This is a genomic window from Flavobacterium hibisci (assembly GCF_020026925.1).
Classification (GTDB): domain Bacteria; phylum Bacteroidota; class Bacteroidia; order Flavobacteriales; family Flavobacteriaceae; genus Flavobacterium; species Flavobacterium hibisci.
Window position 1 is genome coordinate 1 of sequence record NZ_JAIQDW010000027.1, and the last position, 26,374, is coordinate 26,374.

Sequence of the window (26,374 nt, forward strand, 5' to 3'; positions counted from 1 at the left end):
GCCTAAAAATCAGTCAAAAAAAGGAAAATCATCTTTAAAGCCGAATTCCGAAAACCGAATTAATTTTTTATAGCTATCTTAATTTTTTATAAACGAAAAGAAGCTGTCCTTTTGAGACAGCCTCTTTCCTTTTTTATACTTTAACTAATAGTAAACATTCTTTTAATTCTGGTTTTTCGACGATAAAGTGTAATAACCATTCTTGCAATTGTTCCATTTCGTAAGGTAACAGTGTTTTAATAGCTTTTTCTAATTCTTTACAAAAAAGCACCGGGTCGAAACTTACTCTTTCGAGTATTGATTTCGTGTAATCAAACATCATTTTTGACATAATAAAATAAGATTTTGGGGGGTTATCTCTATTTTTAAACTCGAGCCAAATTTAAACAAATATCATATATAAAAGATATTTTTAACTTATTTTTTTTAAAATATTAAGAGCGAATACGTTTTCTTACTGAATATAAATCAATTTAGATTTACTATAAATAAGCTTGTGTGAATTGTTTTACAGCTCTAAACATTTCTCTTTTTCCGGGAGGACCTGCTAATTTTTCAACTGTAAAACCAACTTCGATCATACTTCTTTTAACAACTCCGCGGGCAGCATAAGTAACTAAAACACCATTTGGTTTTAAACTGTTGTACATTTTCTGAAAAATTTCGGTACTCCACAATTCAGGTTGTACTCTGTAACCAAAGGCATCAAAGTAAATTAAATCAAAAGTTTCAAAATCGTCTATTTCATGAAACAATTGTTTTCTTTTCGTTAATGAAAAATCAGGAGTGATATTGTTTTTCTCGTTCCACTCGCAATCATGCATTTTTTTAAAGATGTTTTCAAAAGAATCGGCTTCTAATTCTGAAACATAATTCATGGCTAAAACTTCTGCGGAATCAACGGGATAGGCCTCTACACCCGTATAGTCAATAGTTTGCAGTTGTTTATTTGCTTCAAGAAAGGTGATAAAAGCGTTTAAGCCTGTTCCGAAACCAATTTCCAGGATATTTACCGGTTTGCCTTCAAACAGGTTCAGGCCGTTCTTTATAAAAACATGTTTAGCTTCCTGAATAGCGCCATGTTTCGAATGATAACATTCGTCCCATTCCTGTAAATGAATTGTGGTTGAGCCATCTAGGGTTTTAATAATTTCTCTTTTCATTACATCCTGAATTTATTATTCGATTTTAAACTAAAAAATATGTTTTATGCCAAATTTACTTAAAACAAATGCGTAAAGCCCTAAAAAACTAAGCTTTTTTCATAAATTCTTTATAAAAACCAGCTAAAATTTTAAGTTTATTACAAGATAAATAAATCGCAGTTAAATGAGGGAATTAATGGTTTTTTAGCAAGTAAATTATATATTTTTACTTAATTTTGCATTCAATAAATTCTATTTTATATCAAATTATCACTTTAAGAATGCTTCTTTGGTGATGAAAATTAAGTAAAACTTACATTATTATGAGTGCAACTCAAGCAAGCAAAATTGAAATCAGAAAAGCCACTTCTTCTAAAATTAGTAGTGTAGACTTTGAAAACTTAAGCTTTGGTGCTGTATTTACAGACCATTTATTTGAATGTGATTTTAAAAATGGGGAATGGCAAACACCGGTCATTAAGCCGTATGCTCCTATTTTAATGGATCCGTCTTCTAAAGTCTTTCATTACGGTCAGGCAATTTTTGAAGGAATGAAAGCTTATAAAGATGAAAATAATGATGTTTGGTTGTTCAGACCTGATGAAAACTACAAGCGTTTTAACAATTCAGCGGTGCGTATGGCAATGCCGGAAGTACCTGAATCTGTTTTTATGGATGGCCTGAATGAATTATTGAAAATTGATAAAGACTGGATTCAGAGAGGAAACGGAAGCAGTATGTACATTCGTCCTTTTATGATTGCTACAGGCCCGGGAGTTGTGGCTAATCCATCTGACGAATATAAATTTATGATTTTGCTTTCACCTGCAAAATCGTATTATGCAGGTGAAGTAAAAGTAATCATTGCAGAGCATTACAGTAGAGCCGCTAATGGTGGAATTGGTGCTGCAAAAGCTGCTGGAAATTATGCTGCTCAGTTTTATCCAACCAATCTTGCCAACAAAGATGGTTTTCAACAGGTAATCTGGACAGATGATGCAACACATACTAAACTGGAAGAAGCCGGTACAATGAATGTATTCTTTAGAATTAATGACACATTATTGACTGCACCTACAAGTGAAAGGATTTTGGATGGTATTACCAGAAAAAGTTTAATTGCTATGGCTGAAAAAGAAGGTTTGAATGTTGAAGTTCGTCCTGTTATCGTTTCAGAACTGGTTGAAGCAGCTAAAAATGGTTCGTTGAAAGAGATTTTTGGTGCAGGAACTGCAGCTGTTATAAGTGTTATTAAAGGATTCTCTTACCAGGATGTTTATTATGAAATGACTCCGGTGGAGAACTCTTATGCATCTCTATTAAAAGAAAAATTGACTAATCTTCAAAATAAACTTGCTGAAGATACTTTTGGCTGGACTGTAAAAGTTCAATAGTTTAAAAATAAAATTTGATAAAAATAAACCCGACATTCTGATTGTCGGGTTTTTGTTTTTATAAAAGTTTTGAAAAATCAGGTTTAAAATAAGCCGGACCCTTCATTACTTTTCCGTCTTCACGATAAATAGGCTGTCCGTCTTCGCCTAATTTACTCATATTGCTGCGTTGGATTTCATCAAAAACAGCTTCTATTTTATCCTGTAGGCCGTGTTCGATAATGGTGCCGCATAAAATATACATCATATCTCCAAGAGCATCAGCAATTTCTACCAAATCATTATTTTGTACAGCTTCGAGATATTCTTCATTTTCTTCTTTCATTAAATTATAACGAAGTAATTTTTTAGTTTCTCCAATGTCGGCAATAGGAGCCTGGCTGTGGCCTATTTTAAAAGCAGTATGAAATTCGGTTACTGCATCAAGCTGTTTTTTCATTTTTTTATTTTATTAATTGGATCGGCAAATTAGCAACAATTCATATACAATTCTCTAAATTTGCTAAAAATAATTTTCAACTATGTTTAGTCAGGGACAATTAATATTCGCAGTCTGTTTTTTTATTGCATTTGTAATCGTAATGATTTTTGCTTATCGAAAAGATCTTGCCTTACACAAAATTTTCTACAAAGGAAATTATAAGGTGTTAATTGGTTTTCTGCTTTTTATCGTTATTTTGTTTTTAATCAAATTCTTTTTTAAAAGATAAAATTATACTTTAAACTTTTAAAAATCGTTTGTTATATGTTTTGATGTGATATAATAAAAAGAATCGTTTTTATTTTTTTTGTTATTCATAACACAGCAATAAATTTATAACTTTACGACACCAAACAGCCTACACAATGAAAATTCTAAAATATCTTTTTCTTCTATTATTATTAAGTTTTATTGCTCTAACTGTTTTTGTAGCTACTCAAAAAGGTTTTTTTACAGTTGAGAGAAGTAAGGTGATTAATTCACCCAGAGCAACAGTGTATCATTATGTAAATGATTTTAGGAATTTTGAAGATTTTGAATCATGGGCTGTTGAAGATCCGTCAATAAAAATGTCATTTCCGGAAAAAACGGTTGGAAACGGAGCTTCATTTTCATGGGAAAACAGCGAAGGAAAAGGAACTGCAATAACATTGCAGGCGAAAGAAGGGGAGAGCATTCATCAGAAAATCAGTTTTGATGGAACAGATGCAGATGTAAATTGGATTTTTAAAGATACCCTTAACGGAAAAACAAAAGTTACCTGGAAAGCAAAAGGTGAAATGAGTTTTTTATTTAAAATTTACACTGTTTTGAATGGCGGTTCTGATAAAATTATAGGAACCATGTATGAAAAAACGCTTGTTAATATTGATAAGAATCTGGATTACGAAACTAAAACGTATGCCATAAAAGTAAATGGTGTTGTGAAAAAAACAGAAAGTTTCTATATAAAACAGACTTTTACAAGCGAAATTCAGAAAGTAAATAAAAATGCCAGGATTGTTATTCCAAAATTAATAGAGTTTAGCAAAACAAATAATTTATATACAAGCGGAAAGCCTTTTATTATTTATCATACTTATGATACGAAAACTAATTTGGCAAAAATTTCAATCTGTTTACCAATAAATAAGGAAATTTCTATAAGTGCAGGAAGTGATATTTTATCTGGTAAGTTAAATAGTTTTGAAGCTGTAAAAACTACTTTAAAAGGAGATTATTTACATACTAATGAAGCAATTTCAAAAACGACAGCTTTCATTAATAAAGAAAAACTTGTTCCGGATTTAAGCTGGTCGCATCTTGAAATTCTAACGGCGGGTAAATTAGATGTGAAAAGTTCTTCTAAACTAATAACTGAAATTTATTATCCGATCATACCCAAAGTAAAACCTGTTGTAGAGGAAGCTCCTGTTTACAAACCAGAAGCTGATCCGGCCGCTCAAAAAACCACAACTGATCCGGCTGTAAAGAAACCTGCAGTAGCGCCTCCTGCTAAAACTAAAGCTGCAGAAGAGGAAGATTCAGAGTTTTAAAAAAAAAAATATAAAAACCTGATTAAACCTTTTGTGATAAATTCATTCAAACTAACAAGATAGCGAAAAGACTTGACAAACGAGAAGGAATTTATAGCACAATTATTAAATCCTGAAACGCAAAATGCAGCGTTTCATATACTCTTGGAAGAATATCAAAAACCGTTATATTCCCATATTCGGAATATTGTTCTCAATCATGATGATGCTGACGATGTTTTGCAGAACACCTTTGTAAAAGTATTTCAGTATCTGAAAAATTTTAAAGGAGAAAGTAAACTTTTTTCATGGATGTACCGAATTGCAACCAATGAAGCGCTTACTTTCTTAAGCCAGAAAGCAAAATTAAATGGTTTGACATCAGAAGCTTTACAGAACAAAACCATTGAAAATTTAAAATCTGATACTTATTTTGATGGTGATGAAATTCAAATAAAGCTTCAGAAAGCTATAGTTACATTGCCTGAAAAACAGCAATTGGTTTTTAAAATGAAGTATTTTGAAGAATTAAAATACGAAGAAATATCAGAAATTCTAGGTACATCAGTTGGTGCGTTGAAGGCTTCTTATCATCATGCCGTAAAAAAAATTGAATTATATGTTACATCAAATTAAACCTTTTGTTATAAAACATATCTTATAAACATTATGGAAACATTTAAATTAGAAAACGAACCTAAAATAACTCCCGGATTTAAAACTCCGGATCATTATTTTGATGATTTTTCAGCAAAGGTTTTACAGCAAATCAATGAAAGGGAAGTGAAAGTAATTCCTATTTACAAACGTAAAAAGGTTATTGCGATGATTGCGGCTGCAGTAATTTTTATTGCATTAATGATTCCGGCAGTAAATAATTACAATAAATCAAAAGAACTTGATGAGGCTACTTTAGAAACATATTTATCTTATCAGTCTGGTATAAATCAATATGATTTAATCCGTGAATTAGACACTAAAGATATTGAAGCAATAAATAAAAATGTGGTTCTTGAACAGGAAACACTTGAAGATGTTTTGTCTTCAAATCCAAACATTGAAAATTTAATTTCAGAATAAAAATAAAAACTATAGAGATGAAAATCAAAAATATACTGCCCATAGTACTGTTTTTAGTTAGCTTTTCATTTTATGCACAAAGTGAAAAAATAGATGAAAAACGCGAAAAGATTAAAGCTTACAAGGTGTCTTTCTTGACTACAGAATTGGAACTTACATCAAATGAAGCTGAAAAATTCTGGCCAATTTATAATGCTTTTGATGATAAACAATATGAATTACGGCATGAAAAAATGAAAACGTATTTTCGGAAATTAAATGATGACAGTGTTAATTCGCTTTCAGAAAAAGAAGCTTCTGCTTTATTGTCTCAAATAGAAAGTACAGACAAAGAACTGTATTATTTAAGAGAAAAATATATGAGTAATCTTCGCAAAGTGCTTTCTGCTAAGAAAATATTAAAACTTAAAAAATCAGAAGATGATTTTAACCGAAAATTGTTGAAACAATATAAGGAAAAAGCAGGTAAAAACTAATAAAAACATAGTCGTCCCCAAATACCACAAGGAACAACAGCGATAAGACCCCTATATAATAATACTTACTTTATTATTTAGGGGTCTTGTTATTTTTATTTAAATCGTAATCTGATAACTTTATTATAACCTGCAGCAATTGCTGTATTTCTGTTAACAAAACGAATGGTAAAAAGTTTCGTGTCTGTAGATAATTGAGTCCAGTTGGCACCGCCATTTTGAGAATACTGAATTCCTTCAGAACCAACACAGATAATTTCTTTGCCATTCCCCCCGGGCACATACTGCACACATGATGCATACCCAAAACCCATGCCCTGACCAATTAGTTCCCATGTTTTGCCACCATCAGTTGTAAAAGCTTTGTTGTCTTTTTTTTGGTTTGGAAGTTCATAATCACCTCCTGCAATAAATCCATGTTTTGAATCGTAAAAATCTGCTGTGAAAATCCCAGCCATTGCTTTTCCCTGGACAATAGGGGTTTCAATTACCTTCCAGGTTTTACCTTTATCCGGAGAATAAAAAACACGTGATTTTTTTCCTCCTGAAACGAGCCATGTGTCATCTCCTTTTATAACAATATTTGAATTGCTGGCAGCAAAAGCTGTTTCGCCTTTGGCATTGGTTGGTAACTTATCTGATAATAATTTTGCCCACGTTTCTCCTCCGTCACGGGTTATAATTACTGAAAAAGTATCTTCTGTTGGATCACCAATAGCAATTCCTTCTTTATCATTCCAAAATTGCATACTGTCGTAAAAGACTTTCTCATTAACTTCTTTGTAAACTAATTTTACTTTTTGTGTTTTTTTAGAAACGGAATAAAGTAAAGCCGGATTTCCGACACTTAACAAGAAGACATCTTTTGAAGTTTGAGCGATGCTTCTGAATTCTAATTTTAAGGTATCACGATAAATATGCTCTTCAAATTTCTCTTTTTTATCTAAATCATAATACCCAAAGCGGGAGTTATCGGCACCATACCAAACTTTATTTTTGTCAATAGAAATTGCCCTGATACTGATTTTGTCCTGAAATAAGGTGTCTGTTTCCATTGATGTAAAACCGCCATAAGAAGCTGTTTTGTTGCTGTAATTCAATGGTTTAAAAGATAGGAATAAAACAAAGACACTACAAAATAACATTACTTTTTTCATATAAGTTAAGATTTAGTTGTTGCTAAAATACAACTATTTACAACAAGTAAAATATATTTTGTTTTTTTTCTGGCACAGTAATTGGATATTCCAGAATATTAATCTTAATATGATTTGCCATGAAAACCAAAATACTTTTTTTAGCTTTAGTAGCTATAGGTTTAAGCTCTTGTGCAGTACAAAGCCAAACGACTGTTTACGCAAAAAACTCCGATATCAGTGATAATTTAGATTTAAGGGCTGTGGCTTCTATTTTTGGAGAGTCAGCTAATCTTCAGGATTTTGAAAGACGTTTAAATGATCCGAAATATCAAATTTCAAATCTTGATTTGAATAATGATGATCAGGTTGATTATTTACGTGTTATTGAAACTGTAGAAAACAGAACTCACGTTATTGTTATACAGTCGGTTCTTGATCGTGATGTTTATCAGGATATTGCAACTATAGATGTAGAAAGGGATAATTATAATAAAGTGAGCATTCAGGTTGTAGGTAACAGTTATTTTTACGGCCCAAATTATATTTATGAGCCGGTTTATAACGTAACACCAGTTATTTATTCATCATTCTGGGTTACAAACTATAGACCTTATTACTCTACGTGGACATGGAATTTTTTTCCAACCTATTACGTAGCATGGAGACCTTACCCAATTTATAGATATAGAAGAAATGTGGATGTTTGTATCAATGTAAACAATCATTATAATTATGTAAGTAACAGAAGAAGTTACAGAGCGCCTGTAATATATGAATCCAGACGTTCTTATGGATATGAAAGACAATACCCTGACCGTAGTTTTTCTCACAGACATTCGAATGTAAGCAATAGATATGATTTAGATCAAAGACGTGTTGCAAGCAGAGAGTATAACAGAAACCAAAATGGTTACAGCACTAATAGATCTAATTCTGGAAGAATTTCTACAGAAAACAGAAATTCAAACAGAAGTTATAACGATAACAGAAATATGTCTGACAGGAACTATAATTCAAACAGAAGTGCTTCGGACAGAAACAGTAATCCGGTGAGAGTCGAAAATAATCAAAGGTACGAGTCCAGAAACAATTCTAATGATAATAGAAAGACGTCTGACAGAAACTTTAATTCAAACAGGGTAGCTTCCGGAAGAGAAAATTCGACAACAGTTAATAGCCCGGCAAGAGTTGAAAACAACTCAAGAAATGAATCAAGAGGAAATTCTAATGAATACAGAATGAATTCTTCAAGAGGTAACTCTGAAAACAGAATGAGTGAAAACAGAGCGGCTTCAAGTCAAAGGGCAGAATCTTCGAGAGGTTATGCACAAAACAGATCGTCATCTGAAAGCAGACCTGCAAGACAGGAAGCTTCGCAACGTTCTGAGTCTCCAAGAGCAAGTCAGGAATCAAGAGGAGGAGGGAATTCACAAAGAGGAAATACTTCAGAGTCAAGAGGTGGCGGAAGAAGAATTTAATATTAAAAATAAACTTTTTAAATCAAAAAAAAGCACAATCTAATGGTTGTGTTTTTTTTGTTATTTTAAATTATAATTGACGCTAATTTATTTTAAAAGAGTAAATTTGCAACCGTCTTTTATAAAATTATACATGAGCGCAGCGCATAAAAACTTACACAGTAAGTTGTCTATAGGTGGTTTGTTGATTACATTAGGGATTATTTATGGAGATATTGGTACTTCTCCATTATATGTAATGAAAGCCATACTTGGTGACCATTCTATTGATGCAGATATTGTTTTAGGAGGTATTTCCTGTGTTTTCTGGACATTAACCCTTCAAACGACTATTAAATATGTACTTATTACTTTAAGTGCTGACAATCATGGAGAAGGAGGTATTTTTGCATTATATGCCTTAGTCAAGAAAACCAAAATAAAATGGCTAATTGTACCTGCTATTATAGGTGGTAGTGCTTTATTGGCAGATGGGATTATTACACCGCCCATTTCAGTGTCTTCTGCGGTTGAAGGGATAAAAACATATTACCCTGAAATAAATACAATACCAATTGTTATTGGAATTTTATTTGTATTGTTTACAATTCAACAGTTTGGTACTAAGTTAGTTGGTAAGTTTTTTGCGCCAATGATGCTTATTTGGTTTGCAATGCTTGGAACTTTAGGAGTTATTCAGATTTTAGATCATCCGGAAGTTATTAAAGCCATTAATCCATATTATGCTTACCATTTATTATCGATACATCCTGATGGTTTTTTTGTATTAGGATTTGTATTCTTATGTACTACAGGAGCAGAAGCATTGTATTCTGATATGGGGCATTGCGGAAGAAAAAATATTAGAATTAGCTGGGTTTTTGTAAAATTGACTTTAGTACTGAATTATTTTGGTCAGGCAGCTTATCTAATTCATCACGAAGGACAGACTCTACAGGGATTAGGTGGAGAGAATGGTAATCCATTTTACTTAATTATGCCGAACTGGTTTCAGCCTGTAGGTATCGTAATAGCAACTTTGGCTGCGGTTATTGCATCCCAGGCACTTATCAGCGGTTCATTTACTTTGATAAATGAAGCGATGCGATTGAATTTCTGGCCTAAAGTAAGAATCAAATATCCGACTGAAGTTAAAGGACAATTGTATATTCCATCCATTAACTGGTTGTTGTTTTTTGGCTGTGTCGGAATTGTTTTGCACTTTGAAAAGTCAAGTAATATGGAACATGCCTATGGTTTGGCAATTGTACTGTGTATGATTATGACAACCATTTTATTGAATTATTATCTAATAATGAAAAGAGTGAAGCTCTATTTTATGGTTCCTTTAATCACCATTTATTTAGTAATTGAAGGCTGTTTTTTACTTGCCAATATTACCAAATTTGCGGAAGGCGGTTATGTAACCCTAATTATTGCTATAATGCTGATTTCGGTAATGACCGTATGGTATGTGGCCAAGCAAATTAATAAAAGCTATACTAAAATTGTTAAAATCGACGATTACAAAAAAGTTTTGATGGAGCTGAGTGAAGATTTATCTATTCCTAAATATGCAACGCATTTGGTTTACATGACAAATGCAAACCGCGTTGATGAATTAGAGCAAAAAGTAATGTATTCGATTTTGCAAAAGCGTCCTAAACGAGCTGATATCTACTGGTTTGTACATGTCAATATTTTAACGGAACCGTATAAAACGCAATATAAAGTAACTGAAATTGCTAAAGACGATATTTACAGAATTGATTTCAATTTAGGATTTAGGGAGCCAACCAAAATCAATCTAATGTTCAGGGAAGTTATTCGGGATATGGTAAAAAATGGAGAGGTTGATATTACCAGCCGTTACGAATCATTGAATAAAAATAATATTGTTGGAGATTTTAAATTCGTATTGTCTGAGAAATTCCTGTCAAATGACTCCGATTTATTATGGCATGAGAAGATAATCATGAACTCCTATTTCTTAATTAAAAAATTGAGTTTGTCTGAAGAAAGTGCTTTTGGTTTAGACAGCAGCTCAGTAAAAATTGAAAAATTTCCAATGGTGCTTCATGCTCCGGAGAATATAGGTTTAACGAGAATTATTAAATAAATCATTTTACAAAAAAAATTAAAAACACTCTTTTAAGCTTTATCAGAGTGTTTTTCTTTTTAATGGAAGTTAAAACAACAATCAAAATTAAAAATTTAACTTTCAATCAATTAATAGTACCTTTGCAACTCAAATAATAAAAATGAGATTACACAGAAATTTAGTTTATACTACCATCGATTCTTTGAACGCAATTTTCAATGAAGGAGAATATGCAGATAAAGTGGTAGCCAGAGCATTAAAAAAAGACAAACGTTGGGGAAGTTCTGATAGGAAGTTTGTTGCTGAAACCATATACGAAATTGTTCGTTGGAAAAGATTGTATGCTGAAATTGCCGAAGTTAAAGAACCCTATGACAGAGATAATCTGTGGAGAATGTTTGCAGTTTGGGCCGTTTTAAGAGGATATCCAATTCCGGACTGGAGACAATTAGAAGGAACTCCTGAAAGAAAAATAAAAGGTCGTTTTGACGAGCTTTCAAAAGTTAGGGCTTTAAAAGAATCTATCCCTGACTGGATGGATGAATTAGGAGCAAAAGAATTAGGAGAAAAAGTCTGGGCAAAAGAAATTGCAGCCCAAAACCAGCCTGCAAAAGTTATTTTAAGAACTAATACGCTTAAAGGAACGAAAGAAAACCTGAGAAACACGTTGATGGATTTAAATATTGAAACAGAATATTTAAAAGATCAGCCTGAAGCTTTGGTTTTGAAAGAAAGAGCAAATGTGTTTTTGACAGATGCTTTCAAGCAAGGACTTTTTGAGGTCCAGGATGCAAACTCTCAATTAGTTGCCGGGTTTTTGGATGTAAAGCCGGGAATGCGTGTTGTTGATACTTGTGCCGGAGCTGGCGGAAAAACATTACATATTGCTTCTTTGATGGAAAACAAAGGACAATTAATTGCAATGGATTTGTATGAAAGTAAACTCAAGCAATTAAAATTAAGAGCCAAAAGAAATGGTGCTTTTAATATTGAATACCGTATTATTAATACAACAAAAGTGATTAAAAAACTGCATGAAAAAGCAGATCGTGTTTTAATTGACGCACCTTGCAGCGGATTAGGGGTTTTAAAAAGAAACCCGGATTCTAAATGGAAATTACAACCTGAATTTATTGATAACATCCGTAAAGTACAGTCTGAGGTTTTAGAAAGTTATTCTAAAATTGTAAAACCAGGAGGGAAATTGGTATATGCAACATGTTCTGTTTTACCATCAGAAAATCAGGAACAGGTAGAGAAATTCCTTAAAACTGAAATCGGACAACAATTTACTTTTATTGAAGACCGTAAATTACTGGCGTCAGATTCAGGTTTTGACGGCTTTTATATGGCGCTGTTAGAACGCAAAAAATAATGTGTAAATTTTTAAATATTTAAAATCCCAAATTCCAACTTAAAATAAAAATGGAGTTTGGGATTTTTTAATTGGATTTTAAACCTGTAAACTTGGTTTACGCAGCAGTTTTCCGTTTTCATTTTCTTTAAATTTTGGAATAAAAACTATTTCTTTTGGTTTTTCATACTTATCTAAAACATCAAAGAAATCTTCTTGAAACACTTGTTTCTCACCTTCAATGACCAAAATTAATTTTTCACCTAAAAGAGAATCCGGAATCCCTGTAACAAAAAATCGGGAATTGATTTTCCCTGTCAGTTTTGCTTCGATTTGTTCAGGAATTAATTTTACGCCGCCGCTGTTAATCAAATTGTCAATTCTTCCTAAAAAAGTAAATTGGTTTTCTGTTATTAATTCTACCAGATCATTAGTAATAATTGGTTGCTCAGAAATAGCACGAATAGTAATTATTAAACATCCCCGATTGTCTTTTGCAATTTTTACATTAGGAAGAACCGTAAAAACTTTTTCACCTGTTTTTCTGGCTGCAATATGAGTAATGGTTTCGGTCATTCCATAGGTTTCATATATTTCTGTTTTTAAAGGCAACAGTTTTTCTTCTAATTCGGCATCCATTTTTGCACCGCCAACTATGAGTTTTTTTACTTTTTCTAAAGCTTTAATGGAATTCTGCACTTGCAAAGGCACCATTGCCACAAAATCATAAATCGTCTTATTTAGTGCTAAAGGAGTTGTACTTGGTTCTGTAATATCTAAATCAAGCCCCAAAATTAAGCTTCTTACCAGCATCATTTTACCTGCTATAAATTTTACTGGAAGGCAGAGTAATGCTTTGTCTCCGGGTTTTAAACCAAAGAAATCACCTGTCGCTAAAGCAGATTGTATCATCGCTTGTTTTTGTAACCGAACTAATTTTGGAAGCCCCGTAGTTCCGGATGTTTGCATTTCGATATGCTCTTTTTCATCGAACCAGTCTAATAAGAATTCCCCAATTGCCTGTTCGTTAGGATCGCCTTCTTTAATAAAGCTGTAAGCTATACTGCTGAGCTCATCTCCATTGAGGTGATGTCCGTTTATTTTAAAATGATTATGAACATTTTTATGTGTTAATTCAATCATGATTTAATATTTTATTATTTCAGTAAGTGTTATATCGCCTGTTAACTTTTCTTTCCAGTTTTTCCAGTTGTATTTTTTACTAAAAATAAAAAGTAAAATAGGGTAGATAATGACTATTGGGAAAATAACATCAAAACCTGCTGAAGGTTCTGATAAATCTATAAAGATGGAATGAGTTTGAAAAACGGACCAATCTGAAGTTACCAGTAACGCACCAATCAGATTATTTGCAGCATGGAAACCCAATGCTAACTCCATTCCTTCGTCCATTAAAGTAATCACTCCTAAAAATAAACCGGTACCAATATAATAAAACATTATAATGTTACCCATTTTAGTCACTTCCGGATTAAACCAGTGCATGGAACCAAATATAAGGGAAGTCATTACTAATGGAAACCATCTGTTTCGCGCTAAACCGCCAAATCCCTGCATAAGATAGCCTCTGAAAATATACTCTTCAGTGCTGGTTTGTATCGGAATTAACAAGGTTCCAATAACTAACAGAATCAGGAAAGGAACGGGTTTGAAATTCAAAACAAATTGTTCAGGAGATTGTAAGTAGACAAACAAAAAGCTTGCTATGGAAAATCCTGCCCATAAAAAAAATGAAAATAAAATACGCTTGATATCAATTGTTCTTCGGGAGGTTGTAATGGAGAGAATACTTTGATTATGGAGATGTCTAACTACATAAAAAGCGCCTGCTAAAGCAAAAGCAAATGATATCATAAGCAGAAATAAAGTAAGATTAGGTTCAAATACTTTCATGGCTGAATCGTTATCAGACGGAATTGCGGTTTTATCTGTAAAACTTTTGTAAACTAATGCAACACTGAAAGGAATCTGACCAACAAACGAAGCAATTATGATGATTACAGACCCTAAAATATACTTTCCAAAGCTATTTTCAGGCTTAATTCCCTGTTCTAAAAACATGTATTTAAAAATTTAAGATTAGAATTGAGTTTAATAAGTAAATCTTACTTTTGGGGATAGCTAAAATACCTTTTTTAAATTCAATTATCTTACAACATTTTAAAAAAAAATACAATGATACAAATTTATCATAATCCCCGTTGCGGAAAATCAAGGACCTGTCTGGCTTTTGTAGATCAATCAAATCAGGAATACGAAATTATCCCTTATCTTACGGAAACGCCATCTTTTGATGAATTAAAGAAATTGATCGGGAAATTAAATTTGAAACCTATTGAACTTGTCAGGACTAAAGAGAAAATTTGGATTGAAAATTATAAAGAAAAAATATTAACTGATTCAGAAATCATTCAGGCTATGATTGAGAATCCAATTTTGATTGAAAGACCAATCGTAATTAAAGACGGAAAAGCGATTATTGGCCGGGATATGGAAAAAGTGGCTTCTTTTTTAGAAGGAATATAAAACAGTGTATTAACATTTTTTTGTGATTTTCTCTTTTAAACCAAAGACTATATTTGTGGTCTAAGAGAAAAAGATATATCAGAAAAGTAATGAAAAAAATCAGATTTGCAATATTAATCCTGTTAGTGTTTTCGGGATTAAGCATTTATGCACAACAACCACCCTCGGGTCAGAACAAAGTAAAAATTAGTGGTAAAGTTTTAGAAAAAATTTCAAAACAGCCACTTGAATATGCTACAATTTCTATTACAGCTGCAAATGATCCTAAAGTGATTGCAGGTGGAATTACAAATCCAAAAGGAGAATTTGAAGTAGCTGTTGCACCTGGGACTTACGATATAAAAATCGAATTTATTTCGTTTAAGTCAACTGAAATCAAAGGGAAAAATATTTCTGACGATACGAATTTAGGAGTAATTAATCTTTCTGAAGATGCAGCCCAACTGAATGAAGTTGTGGTTCGCGCAGAAAAGTCAACTGTAGAAATTAAATTAGACAAAAAAGTTTACAACGTTGGTCAGGATATGATCGTAAAAGGAGGAACTGTAAGTGATGTATTAGAAAATGTCCCTTCGGTTTCTGTAGACGTTGAAGGAAACGTGAGTTTGAGAGGAAACGAAAATGTCCGAATCTTTATAGACGGACGCCCTTCAAACGCATTAAATATGGCTGAAGCTTTACGTCAGATTCCGGCAGATGCCATTGATAAAGTGGAAGTAATTACAAATCCATCTGCTCGGTATGATGCTGAAGGAGGTGCGGGAATCCTGAATATCGTGCTGAAAAAAGGTAAAAACTTAGGTTTGAACGGAAGTTTTATTGTCTCAGGCGGAGTTCCGGAAACGTATGGAGCAAGTGCCAATTTGAATTTCAAGACAGAGAAAGTAAACTTTTTTACTTCTACCGGATATGATTACAGAACTAGTGAAGGAGCTGGTGTAACCAATTCTACCAATATTAAAGATAATCAAATCATTGGATATACCGATGAAGACAAAGACACCGAACGTCTGAGAAAAGGAATATCGACAAAAACAGGTCTGGAGTGGACAATAGCGCCTAATACATATTGGACAAATGCTATAAGCTACAGAGATAATAGCGGCTCTAATAATGATTTGGTAAATTATAATTCTTTTGATCCGAATCGTGTATTTACTTCAACGCGATACCGCTTAAGTGAAGGGAACGATACAGGAAGGGATTTTGAATATTCATCTAATTTCCTGAAAAACTTCAACGATAAAGGTCATAAATTAACGTTAGATTTTTCATATTCTAAAGACAAAGATTCGGATAATGCGTACATCACCGATGAGACAATCGGAAGCGGTCAGCCTGCAACTATTGACCAGACTTTTAATAATCAAAACCAGGAACAGTTACAGCTTCAGGCCGATTATGTGCTGCCATTAAAAAATGGTGGTCAGTTCGAAGCGGGTTATAAAGGTAACTTTAATTTTATGGATAATGAATATAGTGTTAAGACTGATAATCAGGGAAATCCAATTAGTGGGTATCTTTCTAACACTTTAGAATACAATGAGCGTATCAATTCATTTTATACGCAATATGGTTTTAAGGTTAATAGATTTTCTTATTTGTTTGGTTTGCGTTGGGAGGATACAGTTATTGATGTTAATTTATTGGATACGCCAAGTTATAATACGAAAAAATACAATAATTTCTTTCCAAGCGCATTCGTAAATTATGAAATATCAGATGCGAGCAGTGTTTCTTTGAGCTACAGTAAGCGTTTGTCGAGACCAAGAGGACGTTTCCTGAATCCGGCCACAAATTATTCCAGTAATATTAACTTGTTTAGAGGTAATCCGGATTTAGATCCGTCATTTACTGATAAATTTGATTTAGGTTATTTAAAACGTTGGGAAAAAGTAACTTTTAGTACTTCGCTGTTTTATGAATACACTACAGATGTGTTCTCATTTGTCAGAACTGAAACAGGAGAATTTGTAGGTAATAATCCGGTTGTTTTAAGCAGCCCGATTAACCTGGCAAAAGAACAGCAATTTGGTTTTGAATTTACACTGAATTACACGCCGTTTAAAATCTGGAAAATAAACAGTAGTTTTAATCTTTCAGATGTCAAAACGACAGGAAGTTATACGTATACAAATACTCAAAGCGAAGAAATTACAACCAATTTAAACAATGAAACATTCTCATGGTTTGGAAGAGTAAATTCACGTTTATCATTACCTTATAAAATTGACTGGCAATTATCCGGAATGTATTTTGGTCCAAGAAATACGGCACAGGGAAAAAGTTTGGGTAACTATGTAGTAAATACAGCATTTAGCAAAGATGTTTTAAAAGATAAAGGTACCATTGCTTTAAATGTAAGTGATCTTTTCAATTCAAGAAAAATGAAAAATGAAACGAATCTCTCAAGTGTGAATTCTTACAGTGAATTTCAATGGAGAAAAAGACAAATCAACTTGTCATTTACCTACAGGCTGAATATGAAAAAAACTGACAGGGATAAAAATACACCAAAGAATAATGGAAACGGCGGTGATGAAGGTGGTGAATTCCAGGGATAATATAGTTTAACTTCAAAAACTAAATTCCAAATTCCAATTTCACAGATTGGAATTTGGAATTTTATTTTTTAGCATAAAAAAAAGGACTCGTTTTCACGGGTCCTTTTTTATGAAATCAATTAAAGTTTAACTGACTGTTCTTCTTGTCTTTTCTTTGCTCTTTTCTCTTTGAACATTTCCCAGCTAGCACCCGTAACCCAGTAAGATACGAAACCAACTAAGAAAAACATCAACCAAAACCCTATAGTTAGTATGGTCAAGAAAAGTAAAAAACCTAAGTACTGTGAAAATTCAAACATGTTTTCCGGAATTTTTGAATGTAAGCACAAATGTAGGTTTTATATTTTTTCTTGCCAATAAAAACCAAATCAATTTTTCTAAAAGGACAATTATCGTTATATTTATACTCATTTTAAATAAGGGTTTTTTTCAAGTGTTTAAAATAGAATAACAGGAGTGTTTTCAGGAGCTGTTTCCTGCTGTCCGCTATATCTTTACTGCCGAACCCCGGCAGCAAAGGATACCGCTTCCATCAGGGCTAAGACATTTGTTTTCAAAAGAAACTTCAGTTTTCAAATCTCACAAATAACATTTTACATTTTTCAAACAACATATTATAAAATAACAAATGAAATACAGAATAGAAAAAGACACCATGGGCGAAGTTCAGGTTCCGGCCGATAAATATTGGGGCGCACAGACAGAGCGTTCCAGAAATAATTTCAAAATTGGGGATTCAGGATCCATGCCAAAAGAAATCATAGAAGGTTTTGCTTATCTTAAAAAAGCAGCTGCTTATGCCAATTACGATTTAGGAGTTTTGCCAATCGAAAAAAGAGATACAATTGCAGCAGTTTGCGATGAAATCTTAGAAGGTAAATTAGATGATCAGTTTCCGCTTGTAATCTGGCAGACCGGTTCAGGCACACAAAGCAATATGAACGTCAATGAAGTTATTGCTAATCGTGCGCAGGTTCTCAAAGGTTTTGAAATTGGCGAAGGCGAACAATTCATTAAAGCCAATGATGATGTCAATAAATCACAATCCTCCAACGATACCTTTCCAACCGGAATGCATATTGCAGCCTATAAAATGGTTGTAGAAACCACAATTCCGGGTATCGAACAACTGCATGCAACATTAGTAAAAAAAGCAGCCGAATTTAAAGACGTTGTAAAAATTGGCCGTACACACCTTATGGATGCAACTCCATTGACATTAGGACAGGAAATTTCAGGATACGCTGCACAATTAGCTTACGGTTTAAAAGCACTTAAAAACACTTTGGCACATTTATCAGAAATCGCTTTGGGCGGAACAGCTGTTGGTACGGGACTTAATACTCCAAAAGGTTACGATGTAAAAGTGGCCGAATACATTGCTCAATTTACCGGTCATCCATTTGTAACTGCCGAAAATAAATTCGAAGCTCTGGCAGCACACGACGCAATTGTAGAAACACACGGAGCTTTAAAACAATTGGCTGTTTCTTTGAACAAAATTGCCAACGATGTTAGAATGCTGGCATCAGGGCCACGTTCCGGAATTGGCGAAATTCATATTCCGGAAAACGAACCCGGGTCCTCTATTATGCCCGGAAAAGTAAATCCAACGCAATGCGAAGCCTTAACAATGGTCTGTGCTCAGGTGATTGGAAACGATGTAGCAATTTCTTTAGGAGGAATGCAGGGACATTATGAACTGAATGTTTTTAAACCTGTCATGGCTGCTAATTTTCTTCAATCGGCAAGGCTATTAGGAGATGCCTGTGTTTCATTTGACGAACATTGCGCTCAGGGAATCGAGCCAAATTACAAGCGTATCAAAGAATTAGTGGATAATTCGTTAATGCTGGTAACAGCTTTAAACACTAAAATTGGTTATTATAAAGCCGCTGAAATCGCTCAAACCGCTCACAAAAACGGAACTACACTTAAAGAAGAAGCTGTTCGTTTGGGATATGTAACTCCCGAAGATTTTGATGACTGGGTTAAACCTGAAGATATGGTGTAGGGGAGTTAAAAGTTATGCACTGAAAAGTAGTATTAAAACGGTAGAAAATGTTAAAGTTTCTACCGTTTTTTTATAACAGTTGATTAAAATCATCTATTGGATCTTCATATCTAATCTCTAAAAAAACAAATAATTCTCACTATATTTGGTTTAAATGTTATATTTTTATTGATTGAGGAATTAGGATTTAAAATTATAACACGGTAAATATTCTATTTCATTGAGAATATTCATGATCAAAATTATATTATCTATTATTAAAACCATAATTAAATGAGAAACTACGCGATAGCTGGTGTAAGCATTTTACTAGTAGCAGTATCCTGTCAAAAAAAAGAAGCCCTTACGTCCGGGATCATAAAAAATAACATGGATACACTAGTTAAACCAGGGGATGATTTTAACAAATTTGTAAATGGTAATTGGGAGAAAAAAACTCAAATACCTGGAGATAAAGCTTCCTATGGAGCTGGTTATATTCTTTATGACAAATCACAAAAAGAGGTAAAAGAAATAATTGAAGATGCTGCAAAAGCAAACAATGTTAAAGGTAGTGATGAACAAAAAATAGGTGATTATTATGCTTCATTTATAGATAGAAAAACACGAGACAGTAAAGGTGTTGCTCCTATTCAGCCTGAATTTGCGAAAATTGATGCTATTAATGACTATAAAGATTTAGCTGTTTATTTTGGACGTGCTAATCGCTTAGGAATAAATACTCCTTTAGCGCTTTCGGTTTATAGCGACTTTAAAGACCCGACCAAATATACTACTGTCACCTGGCAAGGGGGCTTAGGATTACCTGACAGGGATTATTACCTTTCTGCTGATGCTAAAATGAAGGAGATAAGAGCTAAATATTTAGTACATATTGATGCTATGTTAAAATTAGCAGGTCTGGAAAATTCTGCTGCAAAAGCTAAAACGATTTTGGCACTTGAAACGGCTTTGGCCTCGAAGCAAATGAAGAAAGAAGATACCCGGGACATGATTAAACTATATAATCCTTATCCGGTAAAAGATTTAAACACTTTAATGCCTGATTTTGATTGGTCTGCCATGTTAAAAACATCTGGCTTTGATAAAGAGAAAAAAATAATCGTTACTCAGGTAGAATATACGAAAAGTCTAAACAATATAATCAAATCTACTCCAATAGACACATGGAAAACTTTCCTAAAATGGGGTGTTATACATAATGCAGCTACAAGTTTAACTACAGAAATAGACAATCAAAATTTTGATTTCTTCGGTAAGACAATGTATGGAACCGAAAAACAAAAAGAAGACTGGGAACGTGCAGTGACGAAAGTAAATAGTGGTTTAGGTGAAATTGTAGGTAAAGTATATGTTAAAAAACGTTTTTCTCCGGAAGCCAAAGAGAAAATGACTGTTTTAGTGAAGAATTTATTGAAAGCCTATTCAGAAAGTATCAAGGAATTAGATTGGATGAGTGAAACCACAAAGAAAGAAGCTCTTAGAAAAGTTGACAAATTCATGATTAAAATTGGATATCCTGATACCTGGAAAGATTATTCAAAAGTAACTATCGATAAAAACGATTTATATGGAAATACAGAAAGAGCAATCGCTTTTGAGTATCAACGCAATCTGGACAAACTTGGAAAACCAGTTGACAGAACTGAATGGCAAATGAATCCACAAGAGGTTAATGCTTACTATAATCCTACGTTAAATGAGATCGTATTTCCAGCAGCCATACTTCAACCCCCATTTTTTGATATGAATGCTGATGATGCAGTAAATTATGGTGGTATTGGTGCCGTAATCGGACATGAAATTGGTCATGGTTTTGACGATCAGGGAAGTACTTTTGATGGCGATGGCGTAATGAAAAACTGGTGGTCAGCAGCTGATTTAAAAGCTTTTAAATTAAAAACAAACGCTTTAGTAGAGCAATATAACGCTTTCAAAGCATTTCCGGATTTAAATATAAATGGCGAATATACTCTTGGTGAAAACATTGGTGACCTTGGCGGATTAAGCATTGCTATCAAAGCTTACAAAATTTCATTAAATGGAAAAGAAGCTCCTGTTTTAGATGGTTACACAGGGATTCAGCGCGTATTTCTGGGTTGGGGACAAGTATGGGCAAATAAAACCAGAGAAAAAGCATTACGCCAACAAATAGCAACTGATCCTCATTCACCTGCAAACTTCAGGGTAAATGGAGTGGTTCGCAATGTGCCTGAATTCTATGAAGCATTCAATGTAAAACCAACCGACAAATTGTACCTTGCTCCGGAAAAAAGAGTGAAAATCTGGTAAAACTCCGGATAAATGCAAAATATAAAAAATCCGTCTTAAATTTACTTGAGACGGATTTTTTTAATGTTTCGATATGTTTTACTTATCATGAATATCCAATAACCAGTCATAAAAACTGTCTTTCCATTTTGAAACCGAATGACCTTTATCGTAAGCCAGTCCAAAACCGTGATCACCTTTTGAATAGATATGTAATTCTGATTTTTTTACTTCTGCAGCAATGGCAGCCAGCCCCGGAATAATTTCTTTTACAGGCATTTTTTTATCATCGCGGGCAATCGCCATAAAAATAGGAGGTAAGGCCTGAACGTTGTCAATTCGTTTAAAATTACTTAGTGTATTACCATGGTAAATTAAAGCAGCAAAAGCCGGTTTCCAGTCTACTGCTTCTTTGGTTTCGGTAGATTTTATGATAATGCGTTCGCTTAACCATCCTCCTGCTGAAAAGCCCAAAATTCCGATTTTATCTTTGTCTATTTTCAGGCTTTCTGCCAGTTCTTTCATTTTTAAAATTCCTGTTCTCGCATCCTGATAAATGGCTCCTTTATAATCATCCATTGGAATAATCATCTCTCCTTTTTCATCTTTTCTGTTGGTTCTGTATTTTACCACCATACAATTGATCCCTTGTCCTGAAAGCCAAATTGCAAGGTCAGTTCCTTCTTTGTCAACCCAGTTCGTGGTAAAGCCTCCACCAGGAAAAATTACTACTCCAATATGTTTGTTATTCGATTCTGAAGCTGGGAATAATTGATAGGTTGGAACCGAAATATTACTGATTACCCTATTTTTATGAGATAATGACATCGGATTAATGACAGAATCTACTACCTTTTCAGGATTGGGATGTGTTACCGGATTTTTTTCAATACCGTTTGGATACAAAGGAGTCTCCGGATTGGTTTGTGCAAATAAGTGAATACCGTTTAGTAATAATGAAATTGAAAATGTAAGGATGAGTTTTTTCATGTTGGTCGTTGATAGTAAATATGTTATTTTAAGTGTGTTAAAAATAGTTACAAATTAATAAGCAACACAAATTAAAATTAATTAATTCCCATCAACATAATCCTGTAAATAACTAAACCGCTCTGTCAATTTGCCATTCTCTGTAATTTTAGCACGCTCCAGAATTCCGTCTTTGTCTTTATTGAAGAAAGCCGGAATAACATGTTCCATAAACTGTTCTCCAAAACCTTCGCTGGCGTCTTTTGGAATTTCGCAAGGCAAATTATCAACTGCCATCACTACAATTGCGGCTGGATGAAAAATATCCACTTCTTTATTTTCTGAAGGTAGATAACCATACAAAGGTTCTGCAATGGTTGAAGAACGAAGCGTACTGGCAATAGGACCGTTTACATCGCAAGAAACATCGGCTACAACTCTTATTTTACAATCTTTGGCATTCAGCATTTCCTGAGTCAGGATCATTGGTGCATTATTTCCGTAAAAATGTCCTGCTATATAAATATCGCTCACTTTAGTAAATTTTTCAAAATCAGAAATATATTCTTCCGGATGTTGGGTAAAATCTGTAAAGTCAAGAAGCTGCCCGTCAGTTCTTTTGTTGTATTCTAAGGCATCAAGCTGTACATAAACGGATTGGGTATAATTTTTGGATAGATAATTTTCTACAGTAACTTCCTTTACTTTGATTGCTTTCAAAATTTCCTGCGCACCACTTCCTACTTTTCCGGTTCCGGTGAGTACAAATTTTAAAGGAGGCAGGGTAATTCTTTTCAAATGTGTGATCAGCGCATCTTTTCCCGAAAGGGTTTCTGCTTTCGTAAGCTTGAATAATTCAAATTTTATTCCGAACGCACGAATTGCATTGTAAACGCCAACCATTCCGGCGTATTTACCAAACCCTATTAATCGGCGGTTATGTTCATCAACAATCGTTTCGTGATCATATAAAGTGATATTTTTTTCTAATACGGCCTGTAAAAGTTTTCTGTTGTGAGGCTGCTTTTTTATCGTGTGTGAAAAGAAAAAATAAGATTTATTCGGAATTAAATTTTCAACCGGAACTTCTTTTACTCCAAATAAAATATCACAATCCGAAACATCATCAGCAACATTGATACCCATACTTTTGTATTGTAAATCAGAAAAAACTCTAATATCTGAGCTTTCTACAGTTACAGAGGCCTCTGGATAAAGCTGCTTTAATTGAGCTAATGCATCAGGTGAAAAGACAACACGTCTGTCAGGTGGATTTTTTCTTTCTTTTATAATTCCGAATTTCATTTAAAGGATTTTTGATATTTAATAATGTAACTTTTTTGGTTTATTTTGTTTTAAATATAACAAATATAGTTAAAATTTTGTTGCACTTTTCTTATTTTTAATGATTATGAATCCTTAAGGTCTGATGTACAATAAGCTGGCTAAAAAAGTTGTTAATCGTATGTTAATTTTGAGATTTTTCGTCGTCTAAAATCTTTAATCATAAATATTGAATTCTATATATTTGTTTTTAAAGAATAATGAAAATGAGTTTCCTTAAAAAAGCAAATATACCACAAATACTTTTTTCAATTTTAGTTTTAAGTTCCTGTGGAAAAGATAAAAATAGCAGTGATAATGAAGCTGTAAAAGAAAAAGATACATTAGGTAAAATGGTTCCGATGGGACCGGAAAAAAAAATAACTGCCGCCTATGTTAACTCCGTTAAAGGGCGAATCAATCATTTTTACAATAAAAACTGGCCAAACAACAGTATGAACGGAAGTTTTCTGGTTGCAAAAAATGGTCAGATTATTTTTGAAAGATATAACGGTTTTGCCAATAAAAATGAAGGTACAAAGATTACTCCAGATACACCGGTACAAATTGCATCGGTAAGTAAGGTACTGACTGCAACTGCTGTTTTAAAATTAATCAATCTAGGGAAGCTTGGCCTGGATCAAAAAGTAAATACCATTTTAAAAACTTTCCCTTACGAAGAATGTACGGTTCGAATGTTATTGTGCCATCGCAGCGGAATGCGAAATTACGCCTATTTCACAGACAGGGATAAATCGGTTTGGGACAGACATAACCAGCTTACGAACAAAGATATTTTAGATATTCTGGCGACCAAAAACATAGGTATGGAGTCAAGAGTCGGTACCCGCTTCGCGTATTGCAATACCAATTATGCCATGCTGGCCCTTATTATTGAAAAAATAACTGGTCTAACGTACAAAGAAGCCATGTCCCAAATGATTTTCAAACCTCTTGGAATGACGCATACGTATGTTTTTGATGATGATAAAGAGAGAAAAAACATTGTTCCCTCATACAAAGGAAATGGGGTAGAAATTGGTTTCGATTATTTGGATAACGTTTATGGCGATAAAAATATCTTTTCGACGGTACGTGATCTTTTAAAATTTGACAGAGCCAGAAATGCGCCCAACTTTTTAAAACCGGCTTTGTTAAAAGAAGTTTACACCGGACAGAGTAATGAACGAAAAGGTACTAAAAATTATGGTCTCGGAATTAGAATGATCAATTGGGAAACTGGTCAGAACTTTTACTTTCATAACGGTTGGTGGCACGGAAACACCTCTTCTTATATTCCACTTATGAAAGAAGGCGTAACGATAATTGCCCTATCCAATAAAATGACAAGAAATACGTATGCAGTCCGTAAACTGGCTCCTATTTTTGGAGATTACCCTTTTCAGTTTAAAGATGAAGAATAACAGAATTTTTCTGAAAATTTTAATAAAAAGTAACTGCAAATAGTATAAATTTGCAAACTCATTTTTGGGGTCGACTGGTTTTGACAGCAAGTCGAATTGAAAAGTAAGCACGTCGAGCATTGAGACCTTGCTCGTAAATATAAGATCTCACACTTTTACACGGCGAAAATAACTACGCTTTAGCTGCATAATCTGAATTATAGTACGATTAGCCACGTCCCTACAAGGTAGGGAAGCTGGATTCTCCTTGAAAGCCTTGGTTTGTGGCGTTCTGTTTAGGGGAACCGTAAAAATAAACCTAGATTTCCATGAGCTTCGGGTGGATTTCGAAAATTAAGAAGATAAGTGTTGAGTGGCTGTTTCTGGCCTTGCTCAACATCGAAAATCTAATCAGGAAATAAGCGTGTAGAAAGCTCTTTAGTTGCTTGTTTGGACCCGGGTTCGATTCCCGGCGACTCCACAAAAAGCCTTGTAATCAATTGATTGTGAGGCTTTTATTTTTACAGTTGCCATTTTAGTTGCCGTTCACCTCTGTTAATAACTTTCTAAAGCATAAAAAAACCGACTACATTTATAGTGTCGGTTTTTGATTATTACTTGAAAGCCATGGTATAAATAATTTTATTCTGATTATCTAAATAAACATTCCGATAAATAATTGTGTCTGTATTAGTTTTAAGAACCTCAACTTTATAATAAATCTTTTCACCTTTTAGCTTAGCAAGTTCTTTTACATCATTTGAGTACTTTTTCATTGAAGCTTTTACTCTATCAGAAAAAGGCCTACTGTAATTGAACTTCTTTTCATAGTTTATCAATTCAGCATCTGACATCTCATCTAATGGATCACTCCGATATTTACCTAATTTAAATTCCAACAGAATATCATTATAGTCCTTCTCGGCTTTCTGCAACTTCATTAAATCAAAATTTGTTATTTCGTTGTATGCTTTCCGATCAGACATTTCAAAACAAGTATATTTTATATCACTCTTTTCGATTTCGGATAAATTTTTCTCCGTATCTTTCTTAACAACTTTTACTTGCTCAGAATATTTAGAGCAAGAGCAAAATATCGCCAACAATATCGCCTGTAAAATAATTCTTTTCATATTTAAGTT

The 26,374-nt window shown here is 33.4% G+C and carries 24 protein-coding genes and 1 other RNA gene; 15 read left to right on the forward strand and 10 right to left on the reverse strand.

Annotated elements, in window-relative coordinates:
- Positions 1-133 precede the first annotated feature (133 nt).
- On the reverse strand, positions 134-331 hold the full coding sequence (locus tag K8B81_RS19130; protein ID WP_223683151.1) for a hypothetical protein: 198 nt from the start codon (positions 329-331) through the stop codon (positions 134-136).
- 151 nt (positions 332-482) lie between these two features.
- A complete protein-coding gene (mnmD, locus tag K8B81_RS19135; RefSeq protein ID WP_223683152.1) occupies positions 483-1,163 on the reverse strand; it encodes a tRNA (5-methylaminomethyl-2-thiouridine)(34)-methyltransferase MnmD in 681 nt (226 codons plus the stop codon).
- Between the two features lie 305 nt (positions 1,164-1,468).
- Here mnmD and K8B81_RS19140 point away from each other — a divergent pair, with 305 nt between their 5' ends.
- Complete coding sequence (locus K8B81_RS19140; RefSeq protein WP_223683153.1) at positions 1,469-2,539, forward strand: branched-chain amino acid aminotransferase; 1,071 nt, start codon at positions 1,469-1,471, stop codon at positions 2,537-2,539.
- Positions 2,540-2,597: 58 nt separating this feature from the next.
- On the opposite strand, the gene K8B81_RS19145 is transcribed toward K8B81_RS19140, so the two are convergent.
- A complete protein-coding gene (locus K8B81_RS19145) occupies positions 2,598-2,978 on the reverse strand; it encodes a pyrophosphohydrolase domain-containing protein (protein ID WP_223683154.1) in 381 nt (126 codons plus the stop codon).
- Positions 2,979-3,060: 82 nt separating this feature from the next.
- Between K8B81_RS19145 and K8B81_RS19150 the strand changes: the two genes are divergently transcribed.
- From K8B81_RS19150 to K8B81_RS19170, 5 genes are all read left to right on the forward strand, one after another.
- On the forward strand, positions 3,061-3,249 hold the full coding sequence (locus K8B81_RS19150) for a hypothetical protein (RefSeq protein ID WP_223683155.1): 189 nt from the start codon (positions 3,061-3,063) through the stop codon (positions 3,247-3,249).
- A 136-nt stretch (positions 3,250-3,385) separates the two neighbouring features.
- Positions 3,386-4,555 (forward strand): SRPBCC family protein, encoded by a 1,170-nt coding sequence (locus tag K8B81_RS19155; RefSeq protein ID WP_223683156.1) that lies wholly within the window; start codon positions 3,386-3,388, stop codon positions 4,553-4,555.
- 72 nt (positions 4,556-4,627) lie between these two features.
- Positions 4,628-5,170: an RNA polymerase sigma factor gene (locus tag K8B81_RS19160; RefSeq protein ID WP_223683157.1), complete on the forward strand. Its 543-nt coding sequence runs from the start codon at positions 4,628-4,630 to the stop codon at positions 5,168-5,170.
- A 33-nt stretch (positions 5,171-5,203) separates the two neighbouring features.
- Positions 5,204-5,614 (forward strand): hypothetical protein, encoded by a 411-nt coding sequence (locus K8B81_RS19165; protein ID WP_223683158.1) that lies wholly within the window; start codon positions 5,204-5,206, stop codon positions 5,612-5,614.
- 17 nt (positions 5,615-5,631) lie between these two features.
- On the forward strand, positions 5,632-6,090 hold the full coding sequence (locus tag K8B81_RS19170) for a sensor of ECF-type sigma factor (protein WP_223683159.1): 459 nt from the start codon (positions 5,632-5,634) through the stop codon (positions 6,088-6,090).
- A 95-nt stretch (positions 6,091-6,185) separates the two neighbouring features.
- On the opposite strand, the gene K8B81_RS19175 is transcribed toward K8B81_RS19170, so the two are convergent.
- Entirely contained in the window at positions 6,186-7,247 is a 1,062-nt protein-coding gene (locus tag K8B81_RS19175) for a beta propeller repeat protein (RefSeq protein ID WP_223683160.1), read from the reverse strand.
- Positions 7,248-7,366: 119 nt separating this feature from the next.
- Here K8B81_RS19175 and K8B81_RS19180 point away from each other — a divergent pair, with 119 nt between their 5' ends.
- From K8B81_RS19180 to K8B81_RS19190, 3 genes are all read left to right on the forward strand, one after another.
- The gene (locus K8B81_RS19180) at positions 7,367-8,707 is read left to right on the forward strand and encodes a hypothetical protein (RefSeq protein WP_223683161.1); all 1,341 of its coding nucleotides are present in this window, start codon (positions 7,367-7,369) and stop codon (positions 8,705-8,707) included.
- Positions 8,708-8,840: 133 nt separating this feature from the next.
- Positions 8,841-10,805 (forward strand): KUP/HAK/KT family potassium transporter, encoded by a 1,965-nt coding sequence (locus K8B81_RS19185; protein ID WP_223683162.1) that lies wholly within the window; start codon positions 8,841-8,843, stop codon positions 10,803-10,805.
- A gap of 142 nt (positions 10,806-10,947) precedes the next feature.
- Positions 10,948-12,162, forward strand: a complete 1,215-nt coding sequence (locus K8B81_RS19190) for an RsmB/NOP family class I SAM-dependent RNA methyltransferase (RefSeq protein WP_223683163.1) — start codon at positions 10,948-10,950, stop codon at positions 12,160-12,162.
- A 78-nt stretch (positions 12,163-12,240) separates the two neighbouring features.
- Here K8B81_RS19190 and K8B81_RS19195 read toward each other — a convergent pair whose 3' ends face one another.
- Both K8B81_RS19195 and K8B81_RS19200 read right to left on the reverse strand, forming a co-directional pair.
- The gene (locus K8B81_RS19195; RefSeq protein WP_223683164.1) at positions 12,241-13,284 is read right to left on the reverse strand and encodes an AMP-binding protein; all 1,044 of its coding nucleotides are present in this window, start codon (positions 13,282-13,284) and stop codon (positions 12,241-12,243) included.
- Positions 13,285-13,287: 3 nt separating this feature from the next.
- The gene (locus K8B81_RS19200) at positions 13,288-14,223 is read right to left on the reverse strand and encodes a CPBP family intramembrane glutamic endopeptidase (protein ID WP_223683165.1); all 936 of its coding nucleotides are present in this window, start codon (positions 14,221-14,223) and stop codon (positions 13,288-13,290) included.
- A gap of 114 nt (positions 14,224-14,337) precedes the next feature.
- Between K8B81_RS19200 and K8B81_RS19205 the strand changes: the two genes are divergently transcribed.
- On the forward strand, positions 14,338-14,688 hold the full coding sequence (locus tag K8B81_RS19205) for an arsenate reductase family protein (protein WP_223683166.1): 351 nt from the start codon (positions 14,338-14,340) through the stop codon (positions 14,686-14,688).
- Positions 14,689-14,777: 89 nt separating this feature from the next.
- Positions 14,778-17,252, forward strand: a complete 2,475-nt coding sequence (locus K8B81_RS19210; RefSeq protein WP_223683167.1) for a TonB-dependent receptor domain-containing protein — start codon at positions 14,778-14,780, stop codon at positions 17,250-17,252.
- Between the two features lie 119 nt (positions 17,253-17,371).
- Here K8B81_RS19210 and K8B81_RS19215 read toward each other — a convergent pair whose 3' ends face one another.
- Entirely contained in the window at positions 17,372-17,551 is a 180-nt protein-coding gene (locus K8B81_RS19215) for a hypothetical protein (RefSeq protein ID WP_078226371.1), read from the reverse strand.
- 329 nt (positions 17,552-17,880) lie between these two features.
- Here K8B81_RS19215 and fumC point away from each other — a divergent pair, with 329 nt between their 5' ends.
- Both fumC and K8B81_RS19225 read left to right on the forward strand, forming a co-directional pair.
- Positions 17,881-19,266, forward strand: coding sequence for a class II fumarate hydratase (fumC, locus tag K8B81_RS19220; protein ID WP_223683168.1), 1,386 nt, complete (start codon positions 17,881-17,883; stop codon positions 19,264-19,266).
- Between the two features lie 273 nt (positions 19,267-19,539).
- The gene (locus K8B81_RS19225; RefSeq protein ID WP_223683169.1) at positions 19,540-21,558 is read left to right on the forward strand and encodes a M13 family metallopeptidase; all 2,019 of its coding nucleotides are present in this window, start codon (positions 19,540-19,542) and stop codon (positions 21,556-21,558) included.
- Positions 21,559-21,636: 78 nt separating this feature from the next.
- On the opposite strand, the gene K8B81_RS19230 is transcribed toward K8B81_RS19225, so the two are convergent.
- Both K8B81_RS19230 and K8B81_RS19235 read right to left on the reverse strand, forming a co-directional pair.
- Positions 21,637-22,527 carry an alpha/beta hydrolase gene (locus K8B81_RS19230; protein WP_223683170.1) on the reverse strand — a complete coding sequence of 297 codons (891 nt, stop codon included), beginning with the start codon at positions 22,525-22,527 and terminating at the stop codon, positions 21,637-21,639.
- Positions 22,528-22,608: 81 nt separating this feature from the next.
- Entirely contained in the window at positions 22,609-23,811 is a 1,203-nt protein-coding gene (locus K8B81_RS19235) for an NAD(P)-dependent oxidoreductase (protein WP_223683171.1), read from the reverse strand.
- Between the two features lie 239 nt (positions 23,812-24,050).
- On the opposite strand from K8B81_RS19235, the gene K8B81_RS19240 reads away from it, so the two are divergent.
- Together K8B81_RS19240 and ssrA are read left to right on the forward strand one after the other, a co-directional pair.
- Positions 24,051-25,253: a serine hydrolase domain-containing protein gene (locus K8B81_RS19240; protein WP_223683172.1), complete on the forward strand. Its 1,203-nt coding sequence runs from the start codon at positions 24,051-24,053 to the stop codon at positions 25,251-25,253.
- 66 nt (positions 25,254-25,319) lie between these two features.
- Positions 25,320-25,716: a transfer-messenger RNA gene (ssrA, locus tag K8B81_RS19245) on the forward strand.
- A gap of 130 nt (positions 25,717-25,846) precedes the next feature.
- Here the strand turns inward: ssrA and K8B81_RS19250 are convergent.
- Positions 25,847-26,365, reverse strand: coding sequence for a hypothetical protein (locus K8B81_RS19250; protein ID WP_223683173.1), 519 nt, complete (start codon positions 26,363-26,365; stop codon positions 25,847-25,849).
- Positions 26,366-26,374 lie beyond the last annotated feature (9 nt).

What these genes read in the sequence shown, in the direction of transcription:
- K8B81_RS19195 (WP_223683164.1), bottom strand. Translation starts at nt 13,284, where the DNA reads ATGATTGAATTAACACATAAAAATGTTCATAATCATTTTAAAATAAAC.
- K8B81_RS19235 (WP_223683171.1), bottom strand. Translation starts at nt 23,811, where the DNA reads ATGAAATTCGGAATTATAAAAGAAAGAAAAAATCCACCTGACAGACGT.
- K8B81_RS19205 (WP_223683166.1), top strand. Translation starts at nt 14,338, where the DNA reads ATGATACAAATTTATCATAATCCCCGTTGCGGAAAATCAAGGACCTGT.
- K8B81_RS19170 (WP_223683159.1), top strand. Translation starts at nt 5,632, where the DNA reads ATGAAAATCAAAAATATACTGCCCATAGTACTGTTTTTAGTTAGCTTT.
- K8B81_RS19140 (WP_223683153.1), top strand. Translation starts at nt 1,469, where the DNA reads ATGAGTGCAACTCAAGCAAGCAAAATTGAAATCAGAAAAGCCACTTCT.
- K8B81_RS19175 (WP_223683160.1), bottom strand. Translation starts at nt 7,247, where the DNA reads ATGAAAAAAGTAATGTTATTTTGTAGTGTCTTTGTTTTATTCCTATCT.
- K8B81_RS19165 (WP_223683158.1), top strand. Translation starts at nt 5,204, where the DNA reads ATGGAAACATTTAAATTAGAAAACGAACCTAAAATAACTCCCGGATTT.
- mnmD (WP_223683152.1), bottom strand. Translation starts at nt 1,163, where the DNA reads ATGAAAAGAGAAATTATTAAAACCCTAGATGGCTCAACCACAATTCAT.
- fumC (WP_223683168.1), top strand. Translation starts at nt 17,881, where the DNA reads ATGAAATACAGAATAGAAAAAGACACCATGGGCGAAGTTCAGGTTCCG.
- K8B81_RS19225 (WP_223683169.1), top strand. Translation starts at nt 19,540, where the DNA reads ATGAGAAACTACGCGATAGCTGGTGTAAGCATTTTACTAGTAGCAGTA.
- K8B81_RS19210 (WP_223683167.1), top strand. Translation starts at nt 14,778, where the DNA reads ATGAAAAAAATCAGATTTGCAATATTAATCCTGTTAGTGTTTTCGGGA.
- K8B81_RS19185 (WP_223683162.1), top strand. Translation starts at nt 8,841, where the DNA reads ATGAGCGCAGCGCATAAAAACTTACACAGTAAGTTGTCTATAGGTGGT.
- K8B81_RS19180 (WP_223683161.1), top strand. Translation starts at nt 7,367, where the DNA reads ATGAAAACCAAAATACTTTTTTTAGCTTTAGTAGCTATAGGTTTAAGC.
- K8B81_RS19240 (WP_223683172.1), top strand. Translation starts at nt 24,051, where the DNA reads ATGAAAATGAGTTTCCTTAAAAAAGCAAATATACCACAAATACTTTTT.
- K8B81_RS19190 (WP_223683163.1), top strand. Translation starts at nt 10,948, where the DNA reads ATGAGATTACACAGAAATTTAGTTTATACTACCATCGATTCTTTGAAC.
- K8B81_RS19155 (WP_223683156.1), top strand. Translation starts at nt 3,386, where the DNA reads ATGAAAATTCTAAAATATCTTTTTCTTCTATTATTATTAAGTTTTATT.
- K8B81_RS19200 (WP_223683165.1), bottom strand. Translation starts at nt 14,223, where the DNA reads ATGTTTTTAGAACAGGGAATTAAGCCTGAAAATAGCTTTGGAAAGTAT.
- K8B81_RS19150 (WP_223683155.1), top strand. Translation starts at nt 3,061, where the DNA reads ATGTTTAGTCAGGGACAATTAATATTCGCAGTCTGTTTTTTTATTGCA.
- K8B81_RS19130 (WP_223683151.1), bottom strand. Translation starts at nt 331, where the DNA reads ATGTCAAAAATGATGTTTGATTACACGAAATCAATACTCGAAAGAGTA.
- K8B81_RS19215 (WP_078226371.1), bottom strand. Translation starts at nt 17,551, where the DNA reads ATGTTTGAATTTTCACAGTACTTAGGTTTTTTACTTTTCTTGACCATA.
- K8B81_RS19230 (WP_223683170.1), bottom strand. Translation starts at nt 22,527, where the DNA reads ATGAAAAAACTCATCCTTACATTTTCAATTTCATTATTACTAAACGGT.
- K8B81_RS19250 (WP_223683173.1), bottom strand. Translation starts at nt 26,365, where the DNA reads ATGAAAAGAATTATTTTACAGGCGATATTGTTGGCGATATTTTGCTCT.
- K8B81_RS19145 (WP_223683154.1), bottom strand. Translation starts at nt 2,978, where the DNA reads ATGAAAAAACAGCTTGATGCAGTAACCGAATTTCATACTGCTTTTAAA.